Annotated in this window: 22 protein-coding genes; 15 read left to right on the top strand and 7 right to left on the bottom strand. The window is 72.9% G+C overall.

Annotated features, from left to right (window positions below; translation table 11 throughout):
• Window positions 1-7 precede the first annotated feature (7 nt).
• Window positions 8-1,669 carry a SpoIIE family protein phosphatase gene (locus OOT42_RS20125; protein ID WP_273652920.1) on the bottom strand — a complete coding sequence of 554 codons (1,662 nt, stop codon included), beginning with the start codon at window positions 1,667-1,669 and terminating at the stop codon, window positions 8-10.
• Window positions 1,666-3,027, bottom strand: a complete 1,362-nt coding sequence (locus tag OOT42_RS20120; RefSeq protein WP_273652919.1) for an MFS transporter — start codon at window positions 3,025-3,027, stop codon at window positions 1,666-1,668. Before OOT42_RS20120 ends, OOT42_RS20125 begins: the two co-directional genes overlap by 4 nt.
• Window positions 3,028-3,192: 165 nt before the next feature.
• Between OOT42_RS20120 and OOT42_RS20115 the strand changes: the two genes are divergently transcribed.
• The 6 genes from OOT42_RS20115 (at window position 3,193) to OOT42_RS20090 (ending at window position 9,024) form a co-directional block, all read left to right on the top strand.
• A complete protein-coding gene (locus OOT42_RS20115) occupies window positions 3,193-4,407 on the top strand; it encodes an inorganic phosphate transporter (RefSeq protein ID WP_273652918.1) in 1,215 nt (404 codons plus the stop codon).
• A 17-nt stretch (window positions 4,408-4,424) separates the two neighbouring features.
• Window positions 4,425-4,664 carry a hypothetical protein gene (locus OOT42_RS20110; protein ID WP_273652917.1) on the top strand — a complete coding sequence of 80 codons (240 nt, stop codon included), beginning with the start codon at window positions 4,425-4,427 and terminating at the stop codon, window positions 4,662-4,664.
• Window positions 4,665-4,959: 295 nt separating this feature from the next.
• On the top strand, window positions 4,960-5,523 hold the full coding sequence (locus tag OOT42_RS20105; RefSeq protein ID WP_273652916.1) for an RNA polymerase sigma factor: 564 nt from the start codon (window positions 4,960-4,962) through the stop codon (window positions 5,521-5,523).
• A 322-nt stretch (window positions 5,524-5,845) separates the two neighbouring features.
• The gene (locus OOT42_RS20100; RefSeq protein WP_273652915.1) at window positions 5,846-6,919 is read left to right on the top strand and encodes a hypothetical protein; all 1,074 of its coding nucleotides are present in this window, start codon (window positions 5,846-5,848) and stop codon (window positions 6,917-6,919) included.
• A 103-nt stretch (window positions 6,920-7,022) separates the two neighbouring features.
• Window positions 7,023-7,574, top strand: coding sequence for an RNA polymerase sigma factor (locus tag OOT42_RS20095; protein ID WP_273652914.1), 552 nt, complete (start codon window positions 7,023-7,025; stop codon window positions 7,572-7,574).
• A complete protein-coding gene (locus OOT42_RS20090) occupies window positions 7,564-9,024 on the top strand; it encodes a hypothetical protein (protein WP_273652913.1) in 1,461 nt (486 codons plus the stop codon). Before OOT42_RS20095 ends, OOT42_RS20090 begins: the two co-directional genes overlap by 11 nt.
• Window positions 9,025-9,120: 96 nt before the next feature.
• On the opposite strand, the gene OOT42_RS20085 is transcribed toward OOT42_RS20090, so the two are convergent.
• Both OOT42_RS20085 and OOT42_RS20080 read right to left on the bottom strand, forming a co-directional pair.
• Window positions 9,121-10,212, bottom strand: coding sequence for an inositol-3-phosphate synthase (locus OOT42_RS20085; protein ID WP_273652912.1), 1,092 nt, complete (start codon window positions 10,210-10,212; stop codon window positions 9,121-9,123).
• The gene (locus OOT42_RS20080; RefSeq protein WP_168678054.1) at window positions 10,209-10,865 is read right to left on the bottom strand and encodes a PadR family transcriptional regulator; all 657 of its coding nucleotides are present in this window, start codon (window positions 10,863-10,865) and stop codon (window positions 10,209-10,211) included. The genes OOT42_RS20085 and OOT42_RS20080 overlap by 4 nt, the downstream gene beginning before the upstream one ends.
• A gap of 411 nt (window positions 10,866-11,276) precedes the next feature.
• On the opposite strand from OOT42_RS20080, the gene OOT42_RS20075 reads away from it, so the two are divergent.
• The 7 genes from OOT42_RS20075 to OOT42_RS20045 all read left to right on the top strand — a co-directional run bounded on the left by OOT42_RS20075 (window position 11,277) and on the right by OOT42_RS20045 (window position 17,178).
• Window positions 11,277-13,736 (top strand): transglycosylase domain-containing protein, encoded by a 2,460-nt coding sequence (locus OOT42_RS20075; protein WP_273652911.1) that lies wholly within the window; start codon window positions 11,277-11,279, stop codon window positions 13,734-13,736.
• A gap of 195 nt (window positions 13,737-13,931) precedes the next feature.
• On the top strand, window positions 13,932-14,225 hold the full coding sequence (gene rpsF / locus OOT42_RS20070) for a 30S ribosomal protein S6 (RefSeq protein ID WP_013772912.1): 294 nt from the start codon (window positions 13,932-13,934) through the stop codon (window positions 14,223-14,225).
• Window positions 14,226-14,309: 84 nt separating this feature from the next.
• On the top strand, window positions 14,310-14,840 hold the full coding sequence (locus OOT42_RS20065) for a single-stranded DNA-binding protein (RefSeq protein WP_162353561.1): 531 nt from the start codon (window positions 14,310-14,312) through the stop codon (window positions 14,838-14,840).
• 77 nt (window positions 14,841-14,917) lie between these two features.
• Entirely contained in the window at window positions 14,918-15,154 is a 237-nt protein-coding gene (gene rpsR, locus OOT42_RS20060) for a 30S ribosomal protein S18 (RefSeq protein ID WP_124343319.1), read from the top strand.
• Between the two features lie 15 nt (window positions 15,155-15,169).
• Complete coding sequence (rplI, locus tag OOT42_RS20055; RefSeq protein WP_124343318.1) at window positions 15,170-15,619, top strand: 50S ribosomal protein L9; 450 nt, start codon at window positions 15,170-15,172, stop codon at window positions 15,617-15,619.
• Between the two features lie 315 nt (window positions 15,620-15,934).
• On the top strand, window positions 15,935-16,558 hold the full coding sequence (locus OOT42_RS20050; RefSeq protein ID WP_273652910.1) for a ClpP family protease: 624 nt from the start codon (window positions 15,935-15,937) through the stop codon (window positions 16,556-16,558).
• Window positions 16,558-17,178: a ClpP family protease gene (locus OOT42_RS20045; protein ID WP_273652909.1), complete on the top strand. Its 621-nt coding sequence runs from the start codon at window positions 16,558-16,560 to the stop codon at window positions 17,176-17,178. The genes OOT42_RS20050 and OOT42_RS20045 overlap by 1 nt, the downstream gene beginning before the upstream one ends.
• 251 nt (window positions 17,179-17,429) lie before the next feature.
• On the opposite strand, the gene OOT42_RS20040 is transcribed toward OOT42_RS20045, so the two are convergent.
• Together OOT42_RS20040 and OOT42_RS20035 are read right to left on the bottom strand one after the other, a co-directional pair.
• Window positions 17,430-17,909: a helix-turn-helix domain-containing protein gene (locus tag OOT42_RS20040; RefSeq protein ID WP_273652908.1), complete on the bottom strand. Its 480-nt coding sequence runs from the start codon at window positions 17,907-17,909 to the stop codon at window positions 17,430-17,432.
• 108 nt (window positions 17,910-18,017) lie between these two features.
• Window positions 18,018-18,581: a TIGR03086 family metal-binding protein gene (locus OOT42_RS20035; protein WP_273652907.1), complete on the bottom strand. Its 564-nt coding sequence runs from the start codon at window positions 18,579-18,581 to the stop codon at window positions 18,018-18,020.
• A 37-nt stretch (window positions 18,582-18,618) separates the two neighbouring features.
• On the opposite strand from OOT42_RS20035, the gene OOT42_RS20030 reads away from it, so the two are divergent.
• A complete protein-coding gene (locus OOT42_RS20030; RefSeq protein WP_337251899.1) occupies window positions 18,619-19,557 on the top strand; it encodes an AraC family transcriptional regulator in 939 nt (312 codons plus the stop codon).
• Window positions 19,558-19,597: 40 nt separating this feature from the next.
• On the opposite strand, the gene OOT42_RS20025 is transcribed toward OOT42_RS20030, so the two are convergent.
• Window positions 19,598-20,959, bottom strand: coding sequence for an MATE family efflux transporter (locus tag OOT42_RS20025; protein WP_273652905.1), 1,362 nt, complete (start codon window positions 20,957-20,959; stop codon window positions 19,598-19,600).
• Window positions 20,960-21,235: 276 nt separating this feature from the next.
• On the opposite strand from OOT42_RS20025, the gene OOT42_RS20020 reads away from it, so the two are divergent.
• Entirely contained in the window at window positions 21,236-24,727 is a 3,492-nt protein-coding gene (locus OOT42_RS20020) for a replicative DNA helicase (RefSeq protein ID WP_423775940.1), read from the top strand.
• The last annotated feature ends 70 nt before the right edge of the window (window positions 24,728-24,797 follow it).

Here is a 24,797-nt window from a genome sequence, read left to right as displayed (position 1 = left end):
CGTGCCGTCAGCCGCGGCGTACGACCAGGAGGCACACGTCGTCCTCCTGCTGCACCGCGACGAGCGCGTCGACGAGCGCGTCGCGCACGCCTGCCGCGTCCGTCCCGTCCGGCACCGCGGCGAGCGTCGCCTCCAGCACGGCCAGGCCGTCGGCCAGCGCGCGGTCGCGCCGCTCGACGAGGCCGTCGGTGTAGAGCACGAGCGTCGCCCCCTCGGGCACCGTCACCGTCGCGTCGGGCACGGAGGGCAGCCCCGGCAGCCCGACGGGCGTGCGCAGCGAGCCGTCGAGCCGCAGCACGCGCCCGCCCGGCAGCCGCAGCATGGGCGGCGGGTGACCCGCGCGCGCGTAGTCGAGCCGCACGCCACCGTCGCCGTCGGGCGACCACCGGGCGTACACGCACGTCGCGATGTCCGCGAGGTCGAGGCCGCGCACGACGCCGTCGATGCGGTCGAGCACGGCACCCGGTGCGGAGCCCTCCCACGCGTACGAGCGCAGCAGGGAGCGCAGCTGGCCCATCGCGGCGGCCGCCCGCAGGTCGTGCCCGACGACGTCGCCGACCGCGAGCCCGACGGTGCCACCCGCGAGCGGGAGGACGTCGAACCAGTCCCCACCGACCTCGGCGAGCCGGCTCGACGGCAGGTAGGACGCCGCGACGTCGAGCCCGGGGACCCGCGGGATCTCGGGCAGGAGGCTGTGCTGGAGCGTCAGGGCCGCGCTGCGCTGCGCGAGGAACAGCCGCACGTTCTCGAGCGCGAGCCCCGCGCGCCGGCCCAGGTGGGCGGCGGTGACCACGGTGTCGGGCGTGAAGCCGTCGACCTTCTCGTGCACGAGGCACAGCACGCCGAGGACGCGCTCGCGGGCGCGCAGCGGCACGACCATCGCGCTGCCGAGCCCGAGGCGCTGCAGGAGCGCGAGCTGCGCGGGGGTCGTCCGGCCGGGGAGCGAGCCGACGTCGACGGGGAACGGCTCCGCGACGTAGCCGGGCGGGCTGGACAGCGCCTGCAGGGTGCGCGGCGAGCGCTGCAACCAGCTGACGTCCTGCGCGCCCAGGCTGTCGGCGAGCGCCACGTCGGCCGCGCTGCCCGCGACGACGTGCACGTGCTCGAACCGGCCGCGCTCGTCGGTCACGGCGACGAACCCCCAGGTGGCGAGCGGCGGGATGGCGACGTCGGCGAGCGCGTCGACCGCGTCGTTGTAGTCGAGGTGCAGCGCGAGCTCGTCGCTCACACGCGCGAGCAGGTCGAGGCGCGCGGCGGACCGGTCGTCACCCAGACCGGCGTGCTCCGCCTGGACGCGGGCCGTGACGTCGGTCTGGACCGCCACGCGACGGACCACGGCGCCGTCGGCGTCGTGCACGGGCATGATGACGAGCTGGTTCCAGAACGGCGTGCCGTCGCGCCGGTAGTTGAGCAGGAGCGCACCCGCCGTCCGGCCCTCGTCGAGCGCCGTGCGCAGCTCGCCCAGCGAGCCGGGGTCGGTGCCGGGGCCCTGCAGGAACCGGCAGTTGCGGCCGAGGACCTCCGACGCGGGGTGCCCCGTGAGACGCTCGAACGCAGCGTTTACCCAGATCAGCGGGTCGTCGGGCTGCGTCGGGTCGCTGATGCAGGCGGCGACCTCACCGTCGACGAGCGCGAGGCGCAGCGCCTCCTCGGGAGTCAGGTCGATCACGAGCCCGTCACCTCCCGGGACGTCGAGGCGGCCGGACGGTCGTGGTCCGCCACGTCCGCCGGGCCGGACCGGCCAGCGACCCGCGTCGTCGCGGCGCCGTAGAGCAGGGCGCCCGCAACGTACCCGACGGCGAGGACGACGAACAGCCCGCGGGACCAGCCGGTGTCCGGCAGCGTCACCGCGCCGAGCGCGGCGGCCCCGACGAACGCCGCGTTGTAGAGGACGTCGTAGAGCGCGAACGCGCGGCCGCGGAACGCGTCGTCGGTGTCCCGCTGGACGATCGTGTCGACGGCGATCTTCGCGCCCTGCGCGGCCAGCCCCAGCGCGGCCGCCCCGACGAGCACCGCGGTGCGGTCGACGGTCACCGCCAGGAGGCCCTGGCTGAGCGCCGCCAGCCCGAGGCACAGCACGATCCAGGTGTGCGCGCCGGTGCGCGGCGACAGCACCGGTGTGAGCACGACCGCCAGGGCGAACCCCAGCGCGGACGCGGCCAGCACCGACGCGAACGTGGCCAGGCCTGCGCTCGCGTCCGCCGGGTCCGACAGCAGGTTGCGCGAGATGAGGATGCTCGCGATGAACGTGACGCCGTACAGGAACCGGTGCGTCGCCATGATGCCCAGCGCGTACGCGGGCGTCCGGCGCTCGACGAGGTGCCGAGCACCGGCGACGAGACCCCGCGCGAGCGTGCCCAGCGCGTGCCGCAGCTCGGTGGCGTCGGCCCGCTCGACCGGTCCGAGCTGGTCGCGACCCAGCCGCGTCGCGAGCGCGGCGGCGGCGCCCATGACGGCGGCGGCCAGCGCCAGCGCGGCGGCGTCCTCGACGCGACCCGACGGCAGGACCAGCCCGAGCGCGAGCCCGACGCCCCCGCCGACGCCGGCGGCGGCCGCACCGAGCGTCGGCGTGAGCGAGTTCGCCGTCATCAGCAGCGGCCCGTCGACGACGCGCGGCAGCGACGCGGACAGCGCCGACAGCAGGAACCGGTTGATCGACAGGTTGACCAGGGCCAGGACGTACACCGCCACCGAGACGCCGTCGGTCGCCATGAGCACCGCGATCGTCACCGTGAGCACGACGCGCACGAGGTTCCCGTAGAGCAGCACCTGCCGCCGCCGCCACCGGTCGAGCAGCACGCCCGCCCACGGGCCGACGATCGTGAACGGCAGGAGGAGCACGGCGAAGGCCGCCGCGACGCCCGTCGCCGTGCTCGCGTTCTCGGGGGAGAAGAAGAACAGCGTCGCCAGGCCGACCTGGAACATGCCGTCGGCGGTCTGGCTGACGAGGCGCACGGCGAACAGCCTGCGGAAGCCCTGCAGCGGCCACAGAGCCCGGAGGTCGTCGATCACCTGCACGCGGCCCATCCTCGCACCCGGTCCGCGCGGCACGGTGACGGCCGCGACGTCGAGGTGACATCCACCACAGCCGCCACCGGAACGCGTGAACATCAGGCCGCAGAAGATGAACGCTCGGTGAACTAGGACCATTTTCGTCCCGAGCACCCCCCGCGACCCTGCACCCTCTAGAGCGTGGACGGGACCCTCATCCTCGCGCTCGTCGTCGCGGCAGCCCTCGCGTTCGACTTCACCAACGGCTTCCACGACACCGGCAACGCGATGGCGGCGTCCATCGCGACCGGGGCGCTCAAGCCTCGCGTCGCCGTGCTCCTGTCGGCCGCGCTCAACATGGTCGGTGCGTTCCTCTCGCTCGCGGTCGCCGCGACCATCGCCAAGGGCATCGTCGACCAGGGCGTCGTGACGCTCCCGCTGGTCGTGGGCGCGCTCGCGGGCGCGATCCTGTGGAACGTCGTCACCTGGTACCTCGGGCTGCCGTCGTCGTCGTCGCACGCGCTCGTCGGTGCGCTCGTCGGCGCCACGCTCGCCGCAGTGGGCACCGGGGGCGTCGTGTGGTCGGGCCTCGTCCAGAAGGTCGTCGTCCCGGCGCTGCTCGCGCCCGTCATCGCCGGGACCGTCGCGGCGCTGTCCACCGCGCTCGTCTACCGGATCACGCGACGCGTCCCCGCCGACGCGCGCGACAAGCAGCTCCGCTGGGGCCAGATGGCGTCGGCGTCGATGGTCTCGCTCGCGCACGGCACCAACGACGCGCAGAAGAGCATGGGCATCATCCTGCTCGCGCTCGTCGCCGGGGGAGCGGTGCCCGCCGGGTCCGGCGTCCCGATGTGGGTCGTCGTGTCCTGCGCGGTCGCCATGGCCGCCGGGACCGCGCTCGGCGGGTGGCGCGTCATCCGCACGCTCGGCAAGGGCCTCACCGACATCCAGGTCCCGCAGGGCATGGCGTCCGACACGTCGTCCGCGTCGGTCATCCTCGTGTCGAGCGCCTTCGGGTTCCCGCTGTCGACCACGCAGGTCGCGACCGGCTCGATCCTCGGCTCCGGCGTCGGGCGGCGCGAGAAGGTCCGCTGGGCCGTCGCCGGCCGGATGGGCGTCGCGTGGCTCGTCACGCTGCCTGCCGCCGCCGCGTTCGGTGCGCTCGCCGTCGGGCTCGAGCACGTCGTCGGCGGCGACGCGGGCATCCCCGCCGTCCTCGGCGTCGTCGCCGCGGTCTGCGCCGTCATCTGGTGGATCTCGCGCCGCGCCGCCGTCGACGCCCACAACGTCACCGCCGACTGGGACGGCGACGCCCCCGCCCCGGCGCCCGTCGCGGGAGCCGTCGCCGTCGCGTCGACCGCCGACGTCAGCACCCCCGCCGTCCCGCCCGCCGCCCCGGCGCCCCTCGCCGTCTGAGCGCCCAGGAGCACCCCGTGATCGTCACCGTCCTGACCGTCCTCGGCCTCAGCCTCGTCTTCGGCGTCGGCGTCCCGGCCCTCGTGTCCGTCGCGGCGCGCGTCGCCGCACCCGAGGTCGTCGGCGCCGACGGCGCGACCGTCCCCGTCGGCGGCAACCGCACCGCGCGCCTCGGCGTCGCCGTCGCCGTGCTCGTCGCGGTCGTCGCGGTCGTCGCGTTCGCCGTGTGGCTGGTCGCCACGGGCGGCACCAAGTAGCACGTCCCGTCCGCCGTTCGTGCGGACGCGTCCCACCGCCCGGCGCGGTCACTGGGCCCGTCGCGTTGACCCCGTCGGATGAACCCCCAACCTCCCCGCGGGGTGCGTCGTTCTCGTCGTGAGAAGGTGCACGCCCCAGAGGAGGACGAGGGTGACCAGAGCGTGGGAGGTGCTCCTCACGCAGCTCCGACTCCGCACGGTCGTGCCCGACCCAACCTCGTGACCCCCCTCCGTCGTTATGGTCGCGACGACGACGAGGACGAGGAGGAGCGGTGACGCGACACGAGGCCGCGACGTGAGCCGCCGGTGGGAGGCGATGCTCGACGTGCTGCTCTCGGAGCGGTACGGCTCCCTCGTCGCGTACGCCACGCTCCTCACGGGCTCACGGGAGGAGGCGCAGGACGTGGTGCACGACGCGCTCGTGTCGGTGTTCCGCTCCCGCGCACGGTTCGGGTCCCTGCCGCAGGCCGAGTCGTACGTCCGGCGGGCTGTCGCCTCGCGGTGGGTCGACCAGACCCGGAGGCGCGCGAGCGAGCGGTCCGCGGTGCGACGCCTGTCCGGTCACGCGCCTGATGCCGGGGCGACCCTCGAGCACGGGCTCTTCGGTGCGGACGTCGTCCGGGCGCTCGGTGCGCTTCCCCCGCGGACGCGCGCGTGCGTCGTGCTGCGCCATGTCGAAGACCTCTCCGTGCGGGAGACCGCGAACGTGCTCGGCATCAGTGAAGGCGCGGTCAAGCGCTACGTCGCCGACGGCGTTGGCGCCCTCAGCGCGGCACTGGGCCCTGTCGTGCAGGACGAGGGCGAGCCAGGTCGTGTCGACGTCCTACGCAGCGGACGGGAGGGCCGGCGCGATGGCTGAGGACCTGACGGCCCGGCTGACCCGAGAGCTGGACGTCGCCGAGGGGCGGCTTGGCGGTCTCGTTCCCGATCCGGCGACGCGGGCTGCCGTCGTCCGACGTGTCCGGCGTGGTCGCGCGGCACGGACGTTCGCCGCCGCCACGGGCGTCGCGGCCGTCGGCGCGGTGGTGGCAGCTGCCACCTGGATCGGCGTCCGCGCCGCTCCGCCCCTGCCGGCGACGACACCGACCCCCGCGCCGTCGGTCACGCCCTCGAGCACGCCCGCGCACACCCCCACGCCGACCGCCGCCCGCGTCGCGGTCGAGCGGCCAGGGATGCCGCCGATGGTCGCCGTCGACGACGCCGTCCTCGAGTCCGTCGGGTCCGGGTGGGCCCTGACGCTCTACGTCGCGACGGGCGGGGACGCGAGCGCCCTGGGCCCGGGGGCGGTCGGCAACGTGCTGGTCCTGGCATCGCCCGACGGGCAGCTCTACTGGGTCGGGGACGATGTCGACGCGGTGATCGGGCCGTGGGATGGTTCGCCCCAGGTGCCCGTCGTGACCGGCGGGGGCACGGCGCGCGGTCGGCTCGACCTGCGCACCGGCGACGTGACCGAGCTCCCGCGACCTGCCGGTCTCCCCGCCGACGCGAGGCCGCTCCGCAGCTCGGCGACGTTGTGGACGGCGGACCACGACAACGGGAAGGGGTCGATCTGGACGAGCGACGGCGGGGGACCCGCACGGCTCGTCGCCGACGACCTTCCTCCGTACACGGCCTCGACCGCCGTGGTGAACCCGGGCGAGACGGCGGCCCTCGTCACGACGTGGTCGGTCGACGGCGCTCCCTCTCGCGTCGTCGACCTCGTGGCGGGCGGGTCGCGCGACCTCGCACTCGGCCTCGCCGGGACCATGTGCGAGCTCGTCGCGTGGGAGTCGGCGACGACCGTCCTGTCGGTGTGCGGGGACAGCTCCTTCGAGGCGCGGCCGTTCTCCGACACCACCGGTCGTCCCCGCCTCGTGCGTGGCGACGTGACGGGGTCCTCCGCACCCGTCGTCCTGCGTGATTTCGCGGTCGGCGACCTCGTCCCCGTGCAGGGCGTGACCCTCCCCGGCGGACGGGTCGCGGCGACGGCGTACGCGATCGGTCCCGACGTCCTGCCCGAGTCCTGCATGGACCGGGTCGGCGTGTGGCGGGACGGCGCCATGGCGGCCCTGGACGCCGACCTCCCCGAGGGGTACGTGTCGCTCGGCGTCTCAGGGGGCCGGCTCGTGATCACCGGCCGGGATCAGTGCCTCGGGGACGAGACGCGGTCGACGTCGGTCGTCCTCGACCTCATGAGTGGTCGGACGACGACCCTCCCGCCCGGGCCCGGCGACGGTGCCGTGATGTCCGCCTCGGCCCCCGTCGTCGCTCCGTGAGCGACCGACGCCTCCGTCGGCCGTGACCTGACCTCCGCGAGCACGGACCGATCACAACCTTTCGGGGTCGGTCTGCGTTCTACGGGCGCGGGAAGGAGGTCGGGTGGTCCGACGATGGGAGCCGATGCTCGAGCAGGTGGCGCGTGAGCGCTACCCGGTGCTCGTCGCGCGGGCGATGCTGATGGTGCCGCCGGCGGACGCCGAGGACCTCGTCCAGGAGGCGCTGGTCGCCACGTTCAGCGCGCGGGCGCGCTTCGACTCCGTCGGACAGGCGGAGCAGTACGTCCGGCGGGCGATCGTCTCCCGGTTCGTCGACCGCACGCGCCGACGCGGGACGGAACGGTCCGCGTGGGCGGCCGCCGGACCGCACCCGGAACTGGTGCAGCCCGGTCCCGAGGAGCGGGGGATCTCCACCGAGCTCGAGCTCGCGCTCGCCCGGCTCAGCCCGCGGCAGCGTGCCTGCGTGGTGCTGCGGCACCTGGACGACCTCTCGATCCGTGAGACCGCGTCGGTGCTCGGTCTGAGCGAGGGCGCCGTGAAGAGGTACGTGTCCGACGGGGTGGCCGCGCTGCACGCCCTGCTCGGGACGACGGTCGCGACCGATCGCGACGCCGTCCTGCTCGTCCCGACCGAGGAGGTGCGCCGTGACGCGTGACCTGACCGACCTCATGCACGAGAACGTCGCCGCCCGGGAGAGCTCGATGGCCGGGCTGGAGCCGACCGCGTCGGTGCTGGCGGGGACGGCGCGTCGCGTCCGTCGTCGGCGCGCCCTGCGCCGCACGCTCCAGGTCGGAGGTGCGGGGACGGCCGTCGTGGTCCTGGGGGCCGCGTCGTGGCTCGGCTGGCAGCAGCGCGAGGCCCCCGTCCCGGCGGACACGCCGACGCCGAGCGCGAGCGCGACCCCCCGCTCGTCCGCCACGCCGGCGCCGTCGCCGACGGCGAGCGCCACGCTCGACGAGATCCCCGGACTCCCGCCGACGACGGCCCTGCCGCCAGGGCTGCTCGCGGCGACGACGCCCGGTTGGGTCCTCACGGTCTACCGGTCCGAGCCCTCGCAACACGACCTGCAGGTGCCCGTCGCGCTCGTGAACACCGTGGTCCTGGTGTCCCCGACGGGCGAGCGGTACCGGGTCGTCGACCTGCCGCTCGACACCGCCGTGTCGCTCCTGCGGTGGGACGCCGGCTCGACGACCGCGGTGGTCAGCATCGACTCCGTCGGCGGCGCCTCGAGCGCGCGCGAACCCCGGGCGGAGCTCGACCTCGAGACCGGCACGCTGACGCCGACCCCCCTCGACTTGAACCGCTACGCGGACGGCCCCTGGTACCACGGGCTCACGGCCGACGGCGACGAACTGTGGAGCAACGCGACCAGTACGGACGCCGCCACCTCGGACGTGTTCCGCCGGACCGACGACGGCGCGCTCGAGCTCGTCGGCGGCCTTGGCCTGCATGCGCCGCTCCTCGACCCGACGAAGACGAGGATCGCCACCAGCGTCTGGGGGTACGACACCCTGCTCGCGGTGATCGACGTCCGGGACGGTCACCGCACCGAGCTGGAGTACGGCGTGCCGGGGAAGCGGTGCGACGCGGTGAGCTGGCTCGACGAGGGCTCCTTGCTCGTCGTCTGCGCCGACCGGACGATCGTCGGCAGCGAGGAGGTCGCGGCGGACGCGGCGTTGTACCGCTTCGACATCGCCGGCGCGTCGACCCAGGTCACGCTGCTCCAGCAGCTCGCGGACGGTGAACCGATCCCGGAACGGTGGGGCGGTGCCACCCTTACCGGTGGCAGGACCGTCGTGCGGATGGTCGAACGTGGCGCCGACGCGTGCGACGCAGGCGCGGCCGTCTGGGACGGGCGGCGGCTCGTGCCGCTGCTCGACGCGCCCGCCGGCAGCGTCGACGTCACCGCTGCCGGTGGGGTCGCCTACGTCAGGTCGCGCAGCTCGTGCCAGGAGGCGACGCCCGCTGTCCTGACGGCGTACGACGTCGACGCGGGTACGTCGGTGGTCGTCGCACCGCAGCCCGAGCCCACGGCGGACGTGCCGCAGTGGGCCGTAGGGATGTCGAGCTGGGCCGTGCGGGGAGTGGGCCTGCCGACGCGGTGACGCGTTGAGGGCCTGTCGCGCTGATCTTGCGCTCCGCTACGGCCGAGAGGGCCGGTGCTGGCGCACCGACCCTCTCGACCTCCGCTGCGCTCCGGATCAGCGCTCGACCTCACCGCGGATGAAGGACTCCAGCTGGGCGCGGCCCTTCTGGTCCTCCATCTGGACGGGCGGCGACTTCATGAAGTACGTCGACGCGGACAGGATCGGGCCGCCGATGCCGCGGTCCTTGGCGATCTTCGCGGCGCGCAGGGCGTCGATGATGATGCCGGCCGAGTTCGGGGAGTCCCAGACCTCGAGCTTGTACTCGAGGTTCAGCGGGACCTCACCGAAGGCGCGACCCTCGAGGCGGACGTACGCCCACTTGCGGTCGTCGAGCCACGCGACGTAGTCCGACGGGCCGATGTGGACGTTGCGGTCCTCCTTCTTGCCGGCCAGCGGGCCGGAGAGGTTGGAGGTGACGGCCTGCGTCTTCGAGACCTTCTTGGACTCCAGGCGCTCGCGCTCGAGCATGTTCTTGAAGTCCATGTTGCCGCCGACGTTCAGCTGGTACGTGCGGTCCAGGATGACGCCGCGGTCCTCGAACAGGCGGGCGAGCACGCGGTGCGTGATGGTCGCGCCGACCTGCGACTTGATGTCGTCGCCGACGATCGGGACACCGGCGGCCTCGAACTTCGCGGCCCACTCGGGGTCGGACGCGATGAAGACGGGCAGGGCGTTGACGAACGCGACGCCCGCGTCGATGGCGGCCTGCGCGTAGAACTTCGCGGCGGCCTCCGACCCGACGGGCAGGTAGCAGATGAGGACGTCGGCCTGGACCTCGCGGAGCGTGGCGACGATGTCGACGGGCTCGGCGTCGGACTCCTCGATGGTCTGCGAGTAGTACTTGCCGAGGCCGTCGAGCGTGTGGCCGCGCTGCACGGTCACGCCGAGCGGCGGGACGTCGCAGATCTTGATGGTGTTGTTCTCGGAGGCGACGATCGCCTCGGACAGGTCGAAGCCGACCTTCTTCGCGTCGACGTCGAAGGCCGCGACGAACTCGATGTCACGCACGTGGTAGTCACCGAACTGCACGTGCATGAGACCCGGCACGGTGCCGTTCGGGTCGGCGTCGGCGTAGTAGTGCACGCCCTGGACCAGCGACGCGGCGCAGTTGCCGACGCCGACGATGGCGACGCGGATGGAGGTCATCCTCGCTCCTTCTCGGTGGTGTTCGCCGTGTCGACGGAGTCGGACGGCACAGCGGTGGTGTCGGCTCCGGCCGGGCGGCCGGTGCCTGCGGTACGCGCGCGACGGTGGCCGCGCTCGTTGTCGATGAGCCCGTCGAGCCAGCGGACCTCTCGCTCGACCTGTTCGAGGCCGTGCCGCTGGAGCTCGAGCGTGTACTCGTCCATGCGCTCGCGGGTGCGGGCGAAGGACACACGGATCGTCTCGAGGCGTTCCGTCAGGCGGGTGCGCCTGCCCTCGAGGATCCGGAGCCTGGTCTCGGCGTCGGTCTGCGCGAAGAACGCGAACCGGACGTCGAAGTTCTCGTCCTCCCAGGCGGACGGCCCGGACGACGCGAGCACCTGCTGGAGGTGTTCCTTGCCGTCGGCCGTGAGCTGGTAGACGATCCGCGCGCGCTTGCTGCCGACGCCGTGCGCGGCGCCGGGGGCGGACTCGGTGCCGACGATCCAGCCGCGGTCGACGAGCGACTTGAGGCAGGGGTACAGCGACCCGTAGGACAGCGCGCGGAACGACCCGAGCACGAGGTTGAGCCGCTTGCGCAGCTCGTACCCGTGCATGGGGGACTCGTGCAGCAGCCCGAGGATGGCGGGCTCGAGCACGTCGGAACGACCACGCACGGCGCTACCTCCTCCAGGCTTGGTACGGTCCGGGCGCGGGAGGCGCACCGGGACGAACAGGACGACGTCCGGACCGCTTCGTCGAGGCGGATGGCCGTCGATGTATCAACTCGATACATCCGGAGAGTATGTCGAGCCGATGCCTCCGGACAAGTCACGCGTGCGCGGACGGCCTCCGACCTGTGCGATCGGTGACCCACGCCACACAGGAACGGCCGCTCGCGGGGGAGGGCTGGGTGCTCCGTGCCGATCGTGTGAAGGGTCCGGCCGGACGGGCCTCCCATCCCTGGGCGGACACAGCGCGTGCCCCCATACTGGGCTCCGCGGTAGACGTGCGCCCGGATCCGGCCGACCCCCGATGGCCACCGGCGCGACGTCCCGCGGACTTGTCGTCGTCAGGAAGGCACCGCCTTGGCAGGCACGAACCGGCGCGCCGCGCCCGCACGGTCGCGTCGCAGCACGCGCACCCGTCCGGCGTCGAGCGCCACCACCGCCTCCACCACGGGCGCCGCCGGCGTCGCGCCGCGCAAGCGCCGGTTCTTCGACTACCCGCGCTCGGGCTACACCGGCCTGCACCGCTGGCTGCCGTCGTGGCGCTTCGTGCTCGGCTCGTTCGTGACGCTCGTCTTCCTCATGCTGGGCGGCGCGGTCGCGGCGTACAACAGCGTGACGATCCCGGACCCCAACGCCGACACCGCAGCCCAGACGACGACCGTCTACTTCGCCCCCGAGACCCCCGACCAGCCGCACGGCGAGGTCATGGGCACGTTCGCGGTGCAGAAGCGCACGATCGTCGAGCTCGCGTCGCTGCCCGAGTACGTCGGCAAGGCGGTCATCGCCGCCGAGGACAAGACGTTCGAGACCAACTCGGGCGTCGACCCCGTCGGCATGGCGCGCGCCTTCCTCAACAACGTGCGCGGCGGCAAGACGCAGGGTGGTTCGACGCTGACGCAGCAGTACGTCGAGCGCTACTACTTCTCGACGACCACCGACTACGTCGGCAAGGCGCGCGAGGCGCTGCTCGCGATCAAGCTCGCGCGCACCGAGGACAAGGGCAAGATCCTCGAGCGCTACCTCAACACCATCTACTTCGGCCGTGACTCGTACGGCATCGAGGCCGCCGCCCAGTCGTACTTCGGCAAGGGTGCGAAGGACCTCAGCGTGTCCGAGGCGGCCGTGCTCGCGGGCATCATCCCGTCGCCCAACAACTGGGACCCGGCGGTCAGCCCCGAGAAGGCCGAGGCCCGCTGGAACTACGTGCTCGACAACATGGTCGACATCGGCGCGCTCCCGGCGGCCGAGCGCGCGACGCTCGTGTTCCCCTCCGCCACGCTCATCCCGGAGCAGCCGTCGCAGTCGAAGATGGGCCCGAACGGCCTGCTGCTGCAGATGGTGAAGAAGGAGCTCGCCGGCTCGCCGCTGACGATGTCCGAGGACGACATCAACCGCGCCGGCATGTCCGTCGTGACGACGATCCGCAAGCCGCTGCAGGACATGGCGATCGCGACCGCCGACGGGTTCCGGGCGGGCGCGCTCGAGCGCCAGGACGGCGCGGTGCCGGGCGAGCGGACGAAGTACTCCATCACGTCGATCGACCCGCAGACCGGCGGGATCGTCGCGCTCTACGGCGGCCCGAACAACGAGACCGACCAGCGCAACCACGCGACGTTCGAGAACGTCCAGGGCGGTTCGACGTTCAAGCCGTTCGCCCTCGTCGCCGGGCTCGAGAACGGCATCCCGCTGAAGAAGACGTACAACGGGCGCTCGGGGCAGAAGTTCCCCGAGTGGGACGGCGGCAACACGCCGGTCCGGAACTTCGACGGCGACAACTTCGGCACCATCGACCTCGTGAAGGCGACGGAGCTGTCGGTCAACACCGTCTACGCGCAGCTCAACATCGAGGTCGGCCCCGACAAGACGGCGGACGTGGCCGCCCGGGCGGGTGTGCCCGGGGTCAGCCCGCAGAACGTGTCGAACGTGCTCGGGACCGACGCGATCCACCCGATCGACCTGGCGCACGCGTACGCGACGTTCGCGAACCAGGGCGTGAAGTTCCCCGTCCACGTGGTCGCGATCGTGACGAACCCGGACGGCAGCACCGCGTACCAGGCGCCCAGCGAGGGTGAGCGCGTCTTCCAGGCCGACGTCATGGCGGACACCAGCTTCGCGATGCAGCAGGTCGTGCAGAACGGCTCGGGCAAGACGTGGATCAAGCCGCTCGGACGTCCGATCGCCGGCAAGACCGGGACGACGAACGACAACAAGGCGGCGTGGTTCGCCGGCTTCACGCCGAACATGGCGACGGTCGTGGCGATGTCGCAGAAGGCGCCGGACGGGACGTCGGACGAGTCGATCTCGCCCATCGGCAGCGTCAAGTACGTCACCGGCTCCACCTGGCCGGCGTTCATCTGGCAGTCGTACATGAAGCAGGCCTTCACGCTGCCGCAGTACGCCGACGTCCAGCAGTTCCCGCCGCGTGCGAACGTCGGCGGCAAGCCCAGCGCGACGCCCCTCCCGACGGAGACGGCGACCGAGGCGCCCGCGACCGAGGCCCCGCCGGAGCCGACCGTGGTCGACGTGCCGAACGTCGAGGGCAAGCTCGAGGCCGACGCCACGGCGACGCTCGACGCGCTGGGACTCGTGGTGGTGGTCCAGAAGGAGTCGTCCGACACGGTCACGACCGGTCGCGTGATCCGCGCCGACCCGCGCGGCGGGCAGGCGGCGCCCGGCAGCACGGTGACCATCGTCGTCTCGACGGGTCCGAAGCCGCAGCCGACCCAGCCGCCGCCGACCCAGCAGCCGACGCCGCAGCCGACGCAGCCCGCCAACGCGGGTGGCAACAACGGCGGCGGCGGGGGCAACGGCGGCTGACGCCGCCCCCGCACGTCCGGGCCTGCCGGCCCGTCGTCGACCCGCGATTTCGGCGGGTGGCGGCGGGCCGGTAGGCTTGGCCCTTGCTGTGCCTGTGCCCGGCGGCCGCCGATCGGCCCGACGAGCACGCGCAGCGACGCACAGAACCCTCCTGTCACGGAACGACCGTGACCGCCGAGACCAGAGGAGGTGGGTATGAGCCTGCGTCAGTACGAGATCATGATCATCCTCGACCCCGAGATCGAGGAGCGCACCGTCGCCCCGTCGCTCGACAAGTACCTGTCGGTCGTCAAGACCGACGGTGGCACCGTCGACAAGGTGGACATCTGGGGCCGTCGTCGCCTCGCGTACGACATCAAGAAGAAGTCCGAGGGCATCTACGCCGTCGTCGACTTCACCGCGGAGCCCGCGACCGCCAAGGAGCTCGACCGTCAGCTCGGCCTCAACGAGGTCGTCCTGCGGACCAAGGTGCTGCGCGCCGACGCGTGAGTGTCGGTCTCCGCGCGTACCGTGCGGAACCGACGTGCGGTCCCCAGGACCGTTTCCGACTGATCGAACGAGCGAGGAGCTGGCATGGCTGGTGAGACCACCATCACGGTGATCGGGAACCTCACGGGGGACCCCGAGCTCCGCTTCACCCCGTCGGGTGCGGCGGTGGCGAACTTCACCGTCGCGTCGACGCCGCGCACGTTCGACCGCCAGAGCAACGAGTGGAAGGACGGCGACACGCTGTTCCTGCGCTGCTCGATCTGGCGGGAGGCGGCCGAGTCGGTCGCCGAGTCGCTCACCAAGGGCACCCGCGTCATCGTCACCGGCCGGCTCGTGCAGCGCTCCTACGAGACCCGTGAGGGCGAGAAGCGCACCGTGTACGAGCTGCAGGTCGACGAGGTCGGCCCCTCGCTCCGCTACGCCACGGCCAAGGTCACCCGGACCCAGCGTTCGGGTGGCGGCGGCTTCAGCGGTGGCGGTGGCGGCGGCGGCGGCTACTCCGGTGGCGGCGGTGGCTACGGCGGCGGTGGCGGCGGCGGCCAGCAGGACGACCCGTGGGCGACTCCCGCGGGTGGTTCCGGTGGCGGCGGCTACTCCGACGAGCCCCCGTTCTGACCGGCGGGTCCCCAACCCCCAGACATCCCATCCCCGGGTCCGGCAAAGCCCGGGGCTCCGAACGAAGGAGCACCACGATGGCCAAGGCCGTTGTTCGCAAGCCCAAGAAGAAGCAGAACCCCCTCAAGGCCGCCAAGATCGAGACGGTCGACTACAAGGACACCGCCCTGCTGCGGAAGTTCATCTCCGACCGCGGGAAGATCCGCGCGCGTCGCGTGACGGGCGTGTCCGTGCAGGAGCAGCGCGCGATCGCGCGTGCCGTCAAGAACGCCCGCGAGATGGCCCTGCTGCCGTACTCGTCGTCGGCCCGCTGAGAAAGGAGACCTGACATGGCGAAGATCATCCTGACCCACGAGGTCACCGGTCTCGGTGCCCCCGGCGACGTCGTCGAGGTGAAGGACGGGTACGCCCGCAACTACCTCATCCCGCGCAACCTGGCCACGCCGTGGACCAAGGGTGCCGAGAAGGACGTCACCGCGATCCGCAAGGCCCGCAAGGCCCGTGAGATCGCGACGCTCGACGACGCCAAGGCCGTCCGCGACTCGCTCGAGTCGAAGGCCGTCGTCATCACCGCCAAGGCGGGCGACTCGGGTCGCCTGTTCGGTGCCGTCACGACCGCCGAGATCGCGGACGCGGTCAAGGCGTCGGGCGCCCCGGCGATCGACAAGCGCAAGGTCGAGATCGGCCAGCCGATCAAGGCGACCGGCGAGTACAAGGTGTCCGTCCGCCTGCACGCGGACGTCGCCGCGAAGGTGACCGTCAAGGTCGTCGCCGGCTGACACCCGCCTGACGTACGCGAGGCCCCTGGGACCGTCCGGTCCCGGGGGCCTCTGCCGTCCGCCGTGGCGGCACACCTCTCCGGCACGCGTCTCGTCACTGCGCCGCTCTCGCGGCGATCGTCGGCCGCGTCCGACCCGGTGATGGTGACCGCTGAGACGCCGTCTCCGGTCGCCGGCGCCGGGTCGTCGCGTGGACGGGTCGTCGGTGGGCCAGCGGGTGTCTGCCCGGGGCGGATCTGCTCAGGGCAGAGCGGGCGGCCGGGGCAGCCGGTGCGGTGCGAACGTCGAGGGACCGACGAACCGAGGAGGACCCCGATGACCGTCACCGCCCGCACCGCCGCACCACCGACCGCACGGCCGTTCGACGACGACCTCGCGACCCGGCTGCTGCACCAGCGCATCGTCGTGCTGGGGCAGGAGGTCGACGACGCCGTCGCGAACCGCGTCTGCGCGCAGCTCCTGCTGCTGTCCGCGGAGGACCCGCGGCGCGACATCGCGCTCTACATCAACTCGCCCGGCGGCTCCGTCAGCGCGGCGCTCGCCATGTACGACACCATGCGGCTCATCCCGAACGACGTGGCCACCCTCGCGATGGGGCTCGCCGCGTCGGCCGCGCAGTTCCTGCTCAGCGCGGGGACGCCCGGCAAGCGGTTCGCGCTGCGGCACGCGCGCGTGCTCATGCACCAGCCGTCGGGCGGGATCGGTGGGACGGCCGTCGACATCGCGATCCAGGCGCAGAACATGGCGCACGTGAAGCGCACGATGCAGGGCCTCATCGCCGAGCACACCGGGCAGGGCGTCGAGACCATCGAGCGCGACTCCGACCGCGACCGCTGGTTCACCGCCGCGGAGGCGCTCGAGTACGGGTTCGTCGACAAGGTCGTCGAGCACCTCGACGACGTCCGCCCCGACGGCGCCCTGCGGAAGGCGGGGCTCTGATGGCCGGCCAGTACACGATCCCGTACGTCGTCGAGCAGCGGCCGACGGGCGAGCGGACGTCCGACGTGTTCTCGCGGCTGCTCTCCGACCGGATCGTCTTCCTCGGCACCGAGATCGACGACGGCGTCGCGAACGTCGTCATCGCGCAGCTGCTGCACCTGCAGTCGGAGAGCGCCGAGCTGCCCATCCACGTCTACGTGAACTCCCCGGGCGGCTCACTCACGGCCCTGCTCGCGGTGTACGACACGATGCAGTACGTCCGGCCCCCCGTCGCGACGTTCTGCCTCGGTCAGGCCGCGTCCGCCGCCGCCGTGCTGCTCGCCGCGGGCACACCGGGGCAGCGGCACGTCCTGGAGCACGCGCGCGTGCTGCTGCACCAGCCGTCCGGTGGAGCCGAGGGGACCGCCGCCGACCTGGAGATCCAGGCCGCCGAGATCCAGCGGCTGCGCGGGCAGGTCGAGCAGATCCTGTCCCGGCACACCGGGCAGAGCGTCGAGCGGCTGCGGCGCGACACCGACCGCGACCTCATCCTCACCGCCGAGCAGGCCGTCGAGTACGGGCTCGCCGACCGCGTCGTCGCGACGCTCAAGGACGTGCCGACCGCGCTGCCCGCGGCGTGACGTCGCGTGCGGTCGGGCCGGTCGCGTGCCCGACCGCACGCCGGGCGCCGGGCGCGTGCCCGACTGCACGGCGGGCGCTCGGCACGTGTCCGACCGCATGCCGGGCGCTCGGCACGTGCCCGACCGCACGCCGGGCGCTCGGCGCGTGTCCGACCGCATGCCCGGCGCTGTCGCGTCGGGGCCGTCCTGACGGCACGCCGGGCGGCACCCGTGCCCGACGGCCCCCGGGGGCCGAGAGCGGGCTCCGCGGCTCAGGCGGCGAGCAGGACCGCGTCCGTCGTCGTGACGACGCGGTCCGGGCCCGGCACACGGGCGTGGAGGTCGACGACGACGGCCCGCGTCGGGTCCGCCGCCGCGGGGTCGCGCGGCGCGCGGCGCGGGTCGGCCAGGTCGACGACGACGCGACCCTCGGCGCGCGCGAGCTCCGAGTGCGCGGCGCCGACCAGGTCGACGAGCCGCATCCCGAGCGCCCGGCACACGGCGACGAGCACCTCGGACGACGCCTCCTTGCGGCCACGCTCGATCTCCGAGAGGTACGCGACCGACACCCGGGCGTCGACGGCGACGTCGCGCAGCGTGCGGCCCTGGTCCTCGCGGCGCTCGCGGAGGATCGCGCCGACGAGCCGGCGGAGCAGCGGCTCGACGCGGTCCCCGACCCGGTGGCCCGCCGGGCCGGCGGCGTCGGAGGGGTGCGCGACCCGGTGCGGCCGGGCCGTCAGCTCGTGCGTCATGGGTGCTCCCGTCGTCGTCGCGCCTGCCCGCCACGCTAGACCCGCGTCGCCGTCGTCGGGCCCGGTGTCGTGTCTGCCCTCAGCGGACAGGCGCTCCGGGTGAGCGCGTCAGACGCCGACCGTCGCCGGTCGGCCGAGGGCGGCGAGGGCCCGCGTCTGGCGGTCGGCGTCGGGGGCGACGTCGAGGGCCGGCGCGCAGACGCCGCTCGTGTAGAGGGTGTCGCCCATCGCCGCGACCATCCCCTCGATGACGTCGAGGTCGGCGTCGTCGAACGTGTACGCGCGACCGTCGGCGGCGGTGACGTCCCAGCGGTGGGCGATCATGTCGAAGCCGTAGAACATGTCGAGCGTCGCCCCGACGGTCGTCGTCGACCCGAAGCTCTCGTACTCGCGCTCGACGAAGCCGGGCTCGGCGAGCAGCCCCCGGACCTCGGCGGTGTGCGCGCGCCAGGCCGCGGCGGGATCGGCGAGGTCGGGGCGCGGGCCGAGCGCGGCACCGTGCGTCGTGAGGAAGTCACGCTGGCTGTCGACGAGGTGGGCGACGACGTCGCGCCCCGTCCAGCCCGCGCAGGCCGAAGGGGAGTCCCAGGACGGCGCGGCGATCGCGTCGAGCGTCGCCTGCATGCCGTCGGCGTGGCGGGCGTAGGTCTGCAGGGTCGGGTTGTCGGTCATGACTGCGACGCTAGGCGGCGGGACGGAGGGCGGCTTGATGAAACCCGACACGGGCGACCACGCAGCGGCCGGACGCACGACGCCGGCGGCTCGCGGGGCCGCGCACGCGCGGGGCGGGTCCGGTGCGGCGGTCGACGAGGTCGAGCGCGCGCACCTCGTCGACCCCGCCGACCGGTCGTTCCGCATCGGCCGGTGGGCGCCCGAGGCCGACCTCACGGACCTCGTCCGCCGGTACTGGGTGCCGACGTGGGACGTGCCGGGCAACGGGTCGGCCGCGCAGCAGGTGTTGCAGTACCCCGTCTGCCTCGTCGTCGTCGCCGACTCCTACGCGCGGTTCTACGGCGTCGCGCCGGGCCTGTCGACGACGACGCTCACCGGCCGCGGCTGGGCGGTCGGCGTGCTGCTCCAGCCCGCGGCGGGGGCGCTCCTCACGGGCGGGTCGGTCGCGGCGTGGACGGGTCGGCACGCCGACGTCGCGGCGGCGCTCGCGGGGACCACGCCGGCGGCGGACGTCGGACGGCTGGTCGCGGACGTGCGCGCGGAGATGGGACCGGACCCGACCGACGAGTCCCGGCAGCACGCGGCGACCGACCTGGTCGGCGAGCTCCTGCGGCGGTGGCTGCCGGTGGACGACGAGGGCCGTCAGGTGAACGCGATCGTCGACGCCGTCGAGCACGACCCCGAGCTGCTGCGCGTCGCCCAGCTGTGCGAGCGGTTCGGCATGACGGAGCGGTCGTTGCAGCGACTGACGCGACGCAGGCTCGGGCTGTCGCCGAAGTGGCTGGTGCAGCGTCGTCGGCTGCACGAGGCCGCCGGGCTGCTGCGCGCGGGGGGCACGACCGTCGCCGACGTCGCCGCCCGCCTCGGGTACGCCGACGAGCCGCACCTGTCGCGCGACTTCCGGCGCGTCACGGGGATGACGCCGGGCGCGTTCGCGGCGCGCTACGCCACGCCGTCGGGGTCCGCGGACGCGTGAGGGTCGCACGCCGACGCGCGTCGCAGACGGGCCCCTTCGGCTAGGCGCCCGTCACCATCCACGCGGTGCCGCGCGCCCGCCAGCCGGTGGTGAGCGCCCTGGCCAGCATGAACACGCCCGCGAAGGCCGCCCACAGCCAGGCGAGGCCGACGAGCCCGTCGGGCGCGTAGACACGCACGGCCAGCGCGAACGGCACGTACGCGACGAGCGTGACGACGCCCGCCCAGGCGAGGAACCGGCCGTCGCCCGCGCCGATGAGCACGCCGTCGAGCACGAACACCCACCCGGCCATCGGCATCGTGACGGCCGCGACGACGAGCGCGACGACGGCGGCCCGCTGCACGTCGGGGTCGGTCGTGAACGCCCGGACGTACAGCCACGACGCACCACCCAGCACCAGGCCGAGCACCGCGCCCGCACCGACACCCCACTGGAGCGTGCGACGCAGCAGCGCACGGGTGCGCGGGACGTCGGCGGCGCCGAGCGCGTGCCCGACGAGGGCCTGCGCGGCGATCGCCAGGGCGTCGAGGGCGAACGCGGCGAGACCCCAGACGGCGTTGACGACCTGGTGCGCGGCCAGCGCCGTCGCGCCGAGGGCCGTCGCGACCCAGACCGTGAGCAGGATCGCGGCGCGGAGGGTGAGGGTCCGGACGAGCAGCGGGGCTCCCGCGCGGGCGTTCGCCCACAGACCGGCGGCGTGCGGGGTGAGGCGGGTTCCCGCGGCCCGCGCCCCGCGGACGACCACGCCGCCCAGCACCGCACCCATGGCGAGCTGCGTGAGCGCGGTGCCGAGCCCGGAACCGGCGATGCCGAGGTGGGCGCCGTAGACGAGGACGACGTTGAGGACGCCGTTGACGATCGCGCCCGCGGTGGCGACGACGAGCGGTGTCCGCGTGTCCTGGAGCCCGCGCAGGGCACCGGTCGACGCCAGGACCAGCAGCATCCCGGGCAGCCCCGGCGACGACGCCCGCAGGTAGACGACCGCCTCGCGCGCGGTCTCGCCCGTCGCGCCCAGCGCGCCGATCAGCCACGGCGCCGTCAGCCACGTGAGGGCCCCGAGCGCGACGCCGAGCCCGAGCGCGAGCCACATGCCGTCGACGCCGACCTGCAGCGCACCACCGCGGTCGCCCGCACCGAGTCGTCGTGCGACGGCCGCCGTCGTGGCGTACGCGAGGAAGACGCACAGGCCGACGACGGTGACGAGCACGGTCGACGCGAGCGCGAGACCGGCGAGCGACGCCGTCCCCAGGTGGCCGACGACCGCGGAGTCGACGAGGACGAAGAGCGGCTCCGCGACGAGTGCACCGAGCGCCGGGACGGCAAGGGACAGAATCTGCCGGTCGACGGCGGACGTGCGGTGTCCGTCAGATGAAATCTCGTCCAACCTTTCTCGCATCCACATGCCGTGCACAGCGTCCGGGCCGGTCAGGGGTTCGTACGGAGTCTTTCGTCCACCGTATCCACAGGACTGTCCACGGACTGTGCACAAGCGCTCCGGCGCCGTCCACAGCGGACCTCACAACGTTGTCCACAGGCCCGTTTGGAACCCCGGCCGGAGCGTCCTAACCTCGCGGGCGAGGCAGGACCGGACGCGAGTGCGGTGTGCGCGGACGGGGTTGTCGGTGGCCCCTGCTAGAACAGATGTTCGACGGTAACGGATGACGGGGATGGGCGGCCAGTGACGATCGAGGAGCTCGAGTACGGCGCGCCCGCGGACTCCGGTCGCGGCAACGGCGGCTTCGACCGCACGCCGCCGCAGGACCTCGACGCCGAGCGCTCCGTCCTCGGCGGCATGATGATCTCGAAGGACGCCATCGCCGACGTCATCGAGCAGATCAAGGGCACCGACTTCTACCGCCCCGCGCACGAGGCGATCTACGACGCGATCCTCGACCTCTACGGACGCGGCGAGCCCGCCGACGCCATCACGGTCTCCGACGAGCTCACCAAGCGCGGCGACATCGGCCGCATCGGCGGCGCGCCCTACCTGCACACGCTCATCGCGTCCGTCCCCACCGCCGCGAACGCCGGCTACTACGCGCGGATCGTGCGCGAGCGCGCGATCCTCCGCAAGCTCGTCGAGGCCGGCACCCGCATCGTCCAGCTCGGCTACGGCACCGACGGCGGCGACGTCGACGAGATCGTCAACAACGCGCAGGCCGAGGTCTACGCCGTCACGGAGCGGCGCGCGTCGGAGGACTACCTCCCGCTCGGCGAGATCATCGGCGGCACTGTCGACGAGATCGAGGCAGCGGGCCACCGTGGCGAGGGCATGATCGGCGTCCCCACGGGATTCTCGGACCTCGACCGCCTGACGAACGGCCTGCACCCCGGGCAGATGATCGTCGTCGCCGCCCGTCCGGCCATCGGCAAGGCGCTTGCCCTCGACACGCCGCTGCCCACGCCGACCGGCTGGACGACGATGGGTGAGGTCGCCGTCGGCGACTGGCTGATCGCCGCCGACGGCACGCCGACCCAGGTGGTCGCCGCGACCCCCGCGATGACCGGCCGCCCTTGCTACCGCGTCACGTTCGACGACGGCACGACGATCGTCGCCGACGCCCAGCACGAGTGGGAGACGCGCACCGACGGCACCACGGGCATCCAGACCACCGAGGCGATCCACCGCGCGCTCGACAGCGAGGTCGCGGCCGTGGTCCGCGTGGAGCACGCGCGCCCGCTCGTGCTCCCGGACGCCGACCTTCCCGCAGACCCGTACGTCGTCGGCGTCACGGCGGCCGTCGGCACTGCGGAGGTCGACGACGAGGTCGCGATGCGGGTCGCGGGCCGTGGCGGTCGAGGCGGCGACACCGACGCGGACCGCATCCCGACGTCGTACCTGCGCGCAGCGGAGCGACAGCGTCGCGACCTGCTCGCCGGAGTGCTGGACGCGATCGGGGCCGTCGAGTCCGACGGAACGATCCGCGTCGACGGTCACGAGGCGCTGCTCCGTGACGTCGCTGAACTGGTCCACTCGCTCGGCTACCAGGTCGACGCCGGGCCGGACGGTCTTCGGTTCGCAGCCGACGACGACGTCTTCCTGCACGCCGACAAGCACCTCGACCACAAGGCGGCGCGGCAGGTCGTCCGCCGGAGTCGCCGAGTCGTGTCGGTCGAGCCGATCGAGTCCGTGCCTGTGCGGTGCGTGCAGATCGATCACGACTCGCACCTGTACCTCGCGAGCCGGTCGATGATCCCGACGCACAACTCGACGCTCGGCATCGACATCGTTCGGTCGGCGTCGATCAAGCACGGGATGACGTCCGTCGTGTTCTCGCTCGAGATGAGCCGCAACGAGATCACGATGCGTCTGCTGTCCGCCGAGGCGCGCGTGCACCTGCAGAAGATGCGCACCGGCCAGATGGGCGAGGACGACTGGGCCAAGGTTGCCGCGACCATGGGCAAGATCTCCGAGGCGCCGCTGTTCATCGACGACTCGCCGAACATGTCGCTCATGGAGATCCGCGCGAAGTCGCGGCGGCTCAAGCAGCGGCACGACCTCAAGCTCGTCATCATCGACTACCTCCAGCTGATGACATCGGGCAAGCGCGTCGAGTCGCGTCAGCAGGAGGTCTCGGAGTTCTCCCGCGCGCTCAAGCTCCTGGCGAAGGAGCTCGAGGTCCCGGTCATCGCGATCTCGCAGCTGAACCGTGGCCCTGAGCAGCGCACGGACAAGAAGCCGCAGATGAGCGACCTGCGCGAGTCCGGCTGCCTCACCGAGGACACGCGGATCCTCCGTGCGGACACCGGGGCGGAGACGACGCTCGGCGAGCTCTACGCGCTGGGCGCCACGGACGTGCCCGTCTGGGCGCTCGACGAGCGGCTGCAGTACGTCCGCCGCCACATGACCCACGTCTTCCCGACCGGCGTGAAGCCGGTGTACCGGTTGCGGCTGGCCTCCGGCAAGGAGGTCACGGCGACGGCTAACCACCCGTTCCTCACCTACGAGGGGTGGACTCCGCTCGGCGAGCTCGAGGTCGGATCCCGGCTCGGTGTGCCGCGGCACGTGCCCGGGCCCGAGCAGCGCGCGGCGTGGGACGACCGCAAGGTCGTGATGCTCGCGCACCTGCTGGGCGACGGGTCGTTCGTGAAGCGGCAGCCGGTGCGGTACGCCTCGATCGACGAGGCGAACCTGTCGGCCGTCTCGGACGCCGCGACGGCGTTCGGCATCACGCCGATCCGCGACGAGTACGCCACAGCGCGCGTCACGACGTTGCGCCTGCCCGCGCCGTACCGACTGGCGCGCGGCAAGCGGAACCCGATCGCCGAGTGGCTCGACGACTTCGGCCTCTTCGGTGCGCGCAGCCACGAGAAGTTCGTCCCCACGGACGTCTTCCACCTGCCGAAGGAGCAGATCGCGCTCTTCCTCCGGCACATCTGGGCGACCGACGGCTCGGTGACGGTCAACGCGAACGGTCAGGGTGGTCGCATCTACTACGCGTCGACGTCCCGCCGGCTCGTCGACGACCTGTCCCGGCTCCTGCTGCGTTTCGGCATCTCGACGCGCGTCCGGAGAGCGACTCCGAAGGCCGGCTATCGCGACGGGTACACGCTCGACGTCTCCGGCGTCGACGACCAGCGACGGTTCCTCCAGGAGATCGGCGTGCACGGCGCGCGCGGCCTCCAGGCGGAGCGTCTGCTCGAGATCGTGCGGGCGAAGACGGGGAACCCGAATGTCGACACCGTGCCGCGCCAGGTGTGGGACGACGTGCGTGAGCTGCTCGTCGAGAACGGCATGACGCACCGCGAGCTCGCCGCTGCGATGGGCACGCAGTTCTGCGGGTCGACGATGTGGAAGCACGCGCCGTCACGGCAGCGACTGGGCCGCATCGCCGAGGTCCTGGGCAGCGAGGACCTGGAGATCATGGCGGTCAACGACCTGCTGTGGGACGAGGTCGTCGCGATCGAGCCGATGGGGGAGCAGCCCGTCTTCGACGCGACCGTCCTCGGCACCCACAACTTCGTCGCCAACGGCATCGCCGTCCACAACAGCATCGAGCAGGACGCGGACATGGTGATCCTGCTGCACCGCGAGGACGCCTACGAGAAGGAGTCCCCGCGCGCGGGCGAGGCCGACCTGATCGTCGCCAAGCACCGAAACGGCCCGACCGACACCATCACCGTCGCATTCCAGGGGCACTACTCGCGCTTCGTCGACATGCAGGCGTGACGCGCTGGCGAGCGTCGAGATGCTGTCGAGATGCAATTTAGTTTGAGAATCGCGCTTCGATACTTTAAGT

This window comes from Cellulomonas fimi, from assembly GCF_028583725.1.
Classification (GTDB): Bacteria; Actinomycetota; Actinomycetes; order Actinomycetales; family Cellulomonadaceae; genus Cellulomonas; species Cellulomonas fimi_B.
The sequence above is the reverse complement of the archived record's forward strand: the minus strand, read 5'-3'. Positions and strand labels throughout refer to the sequence as shown.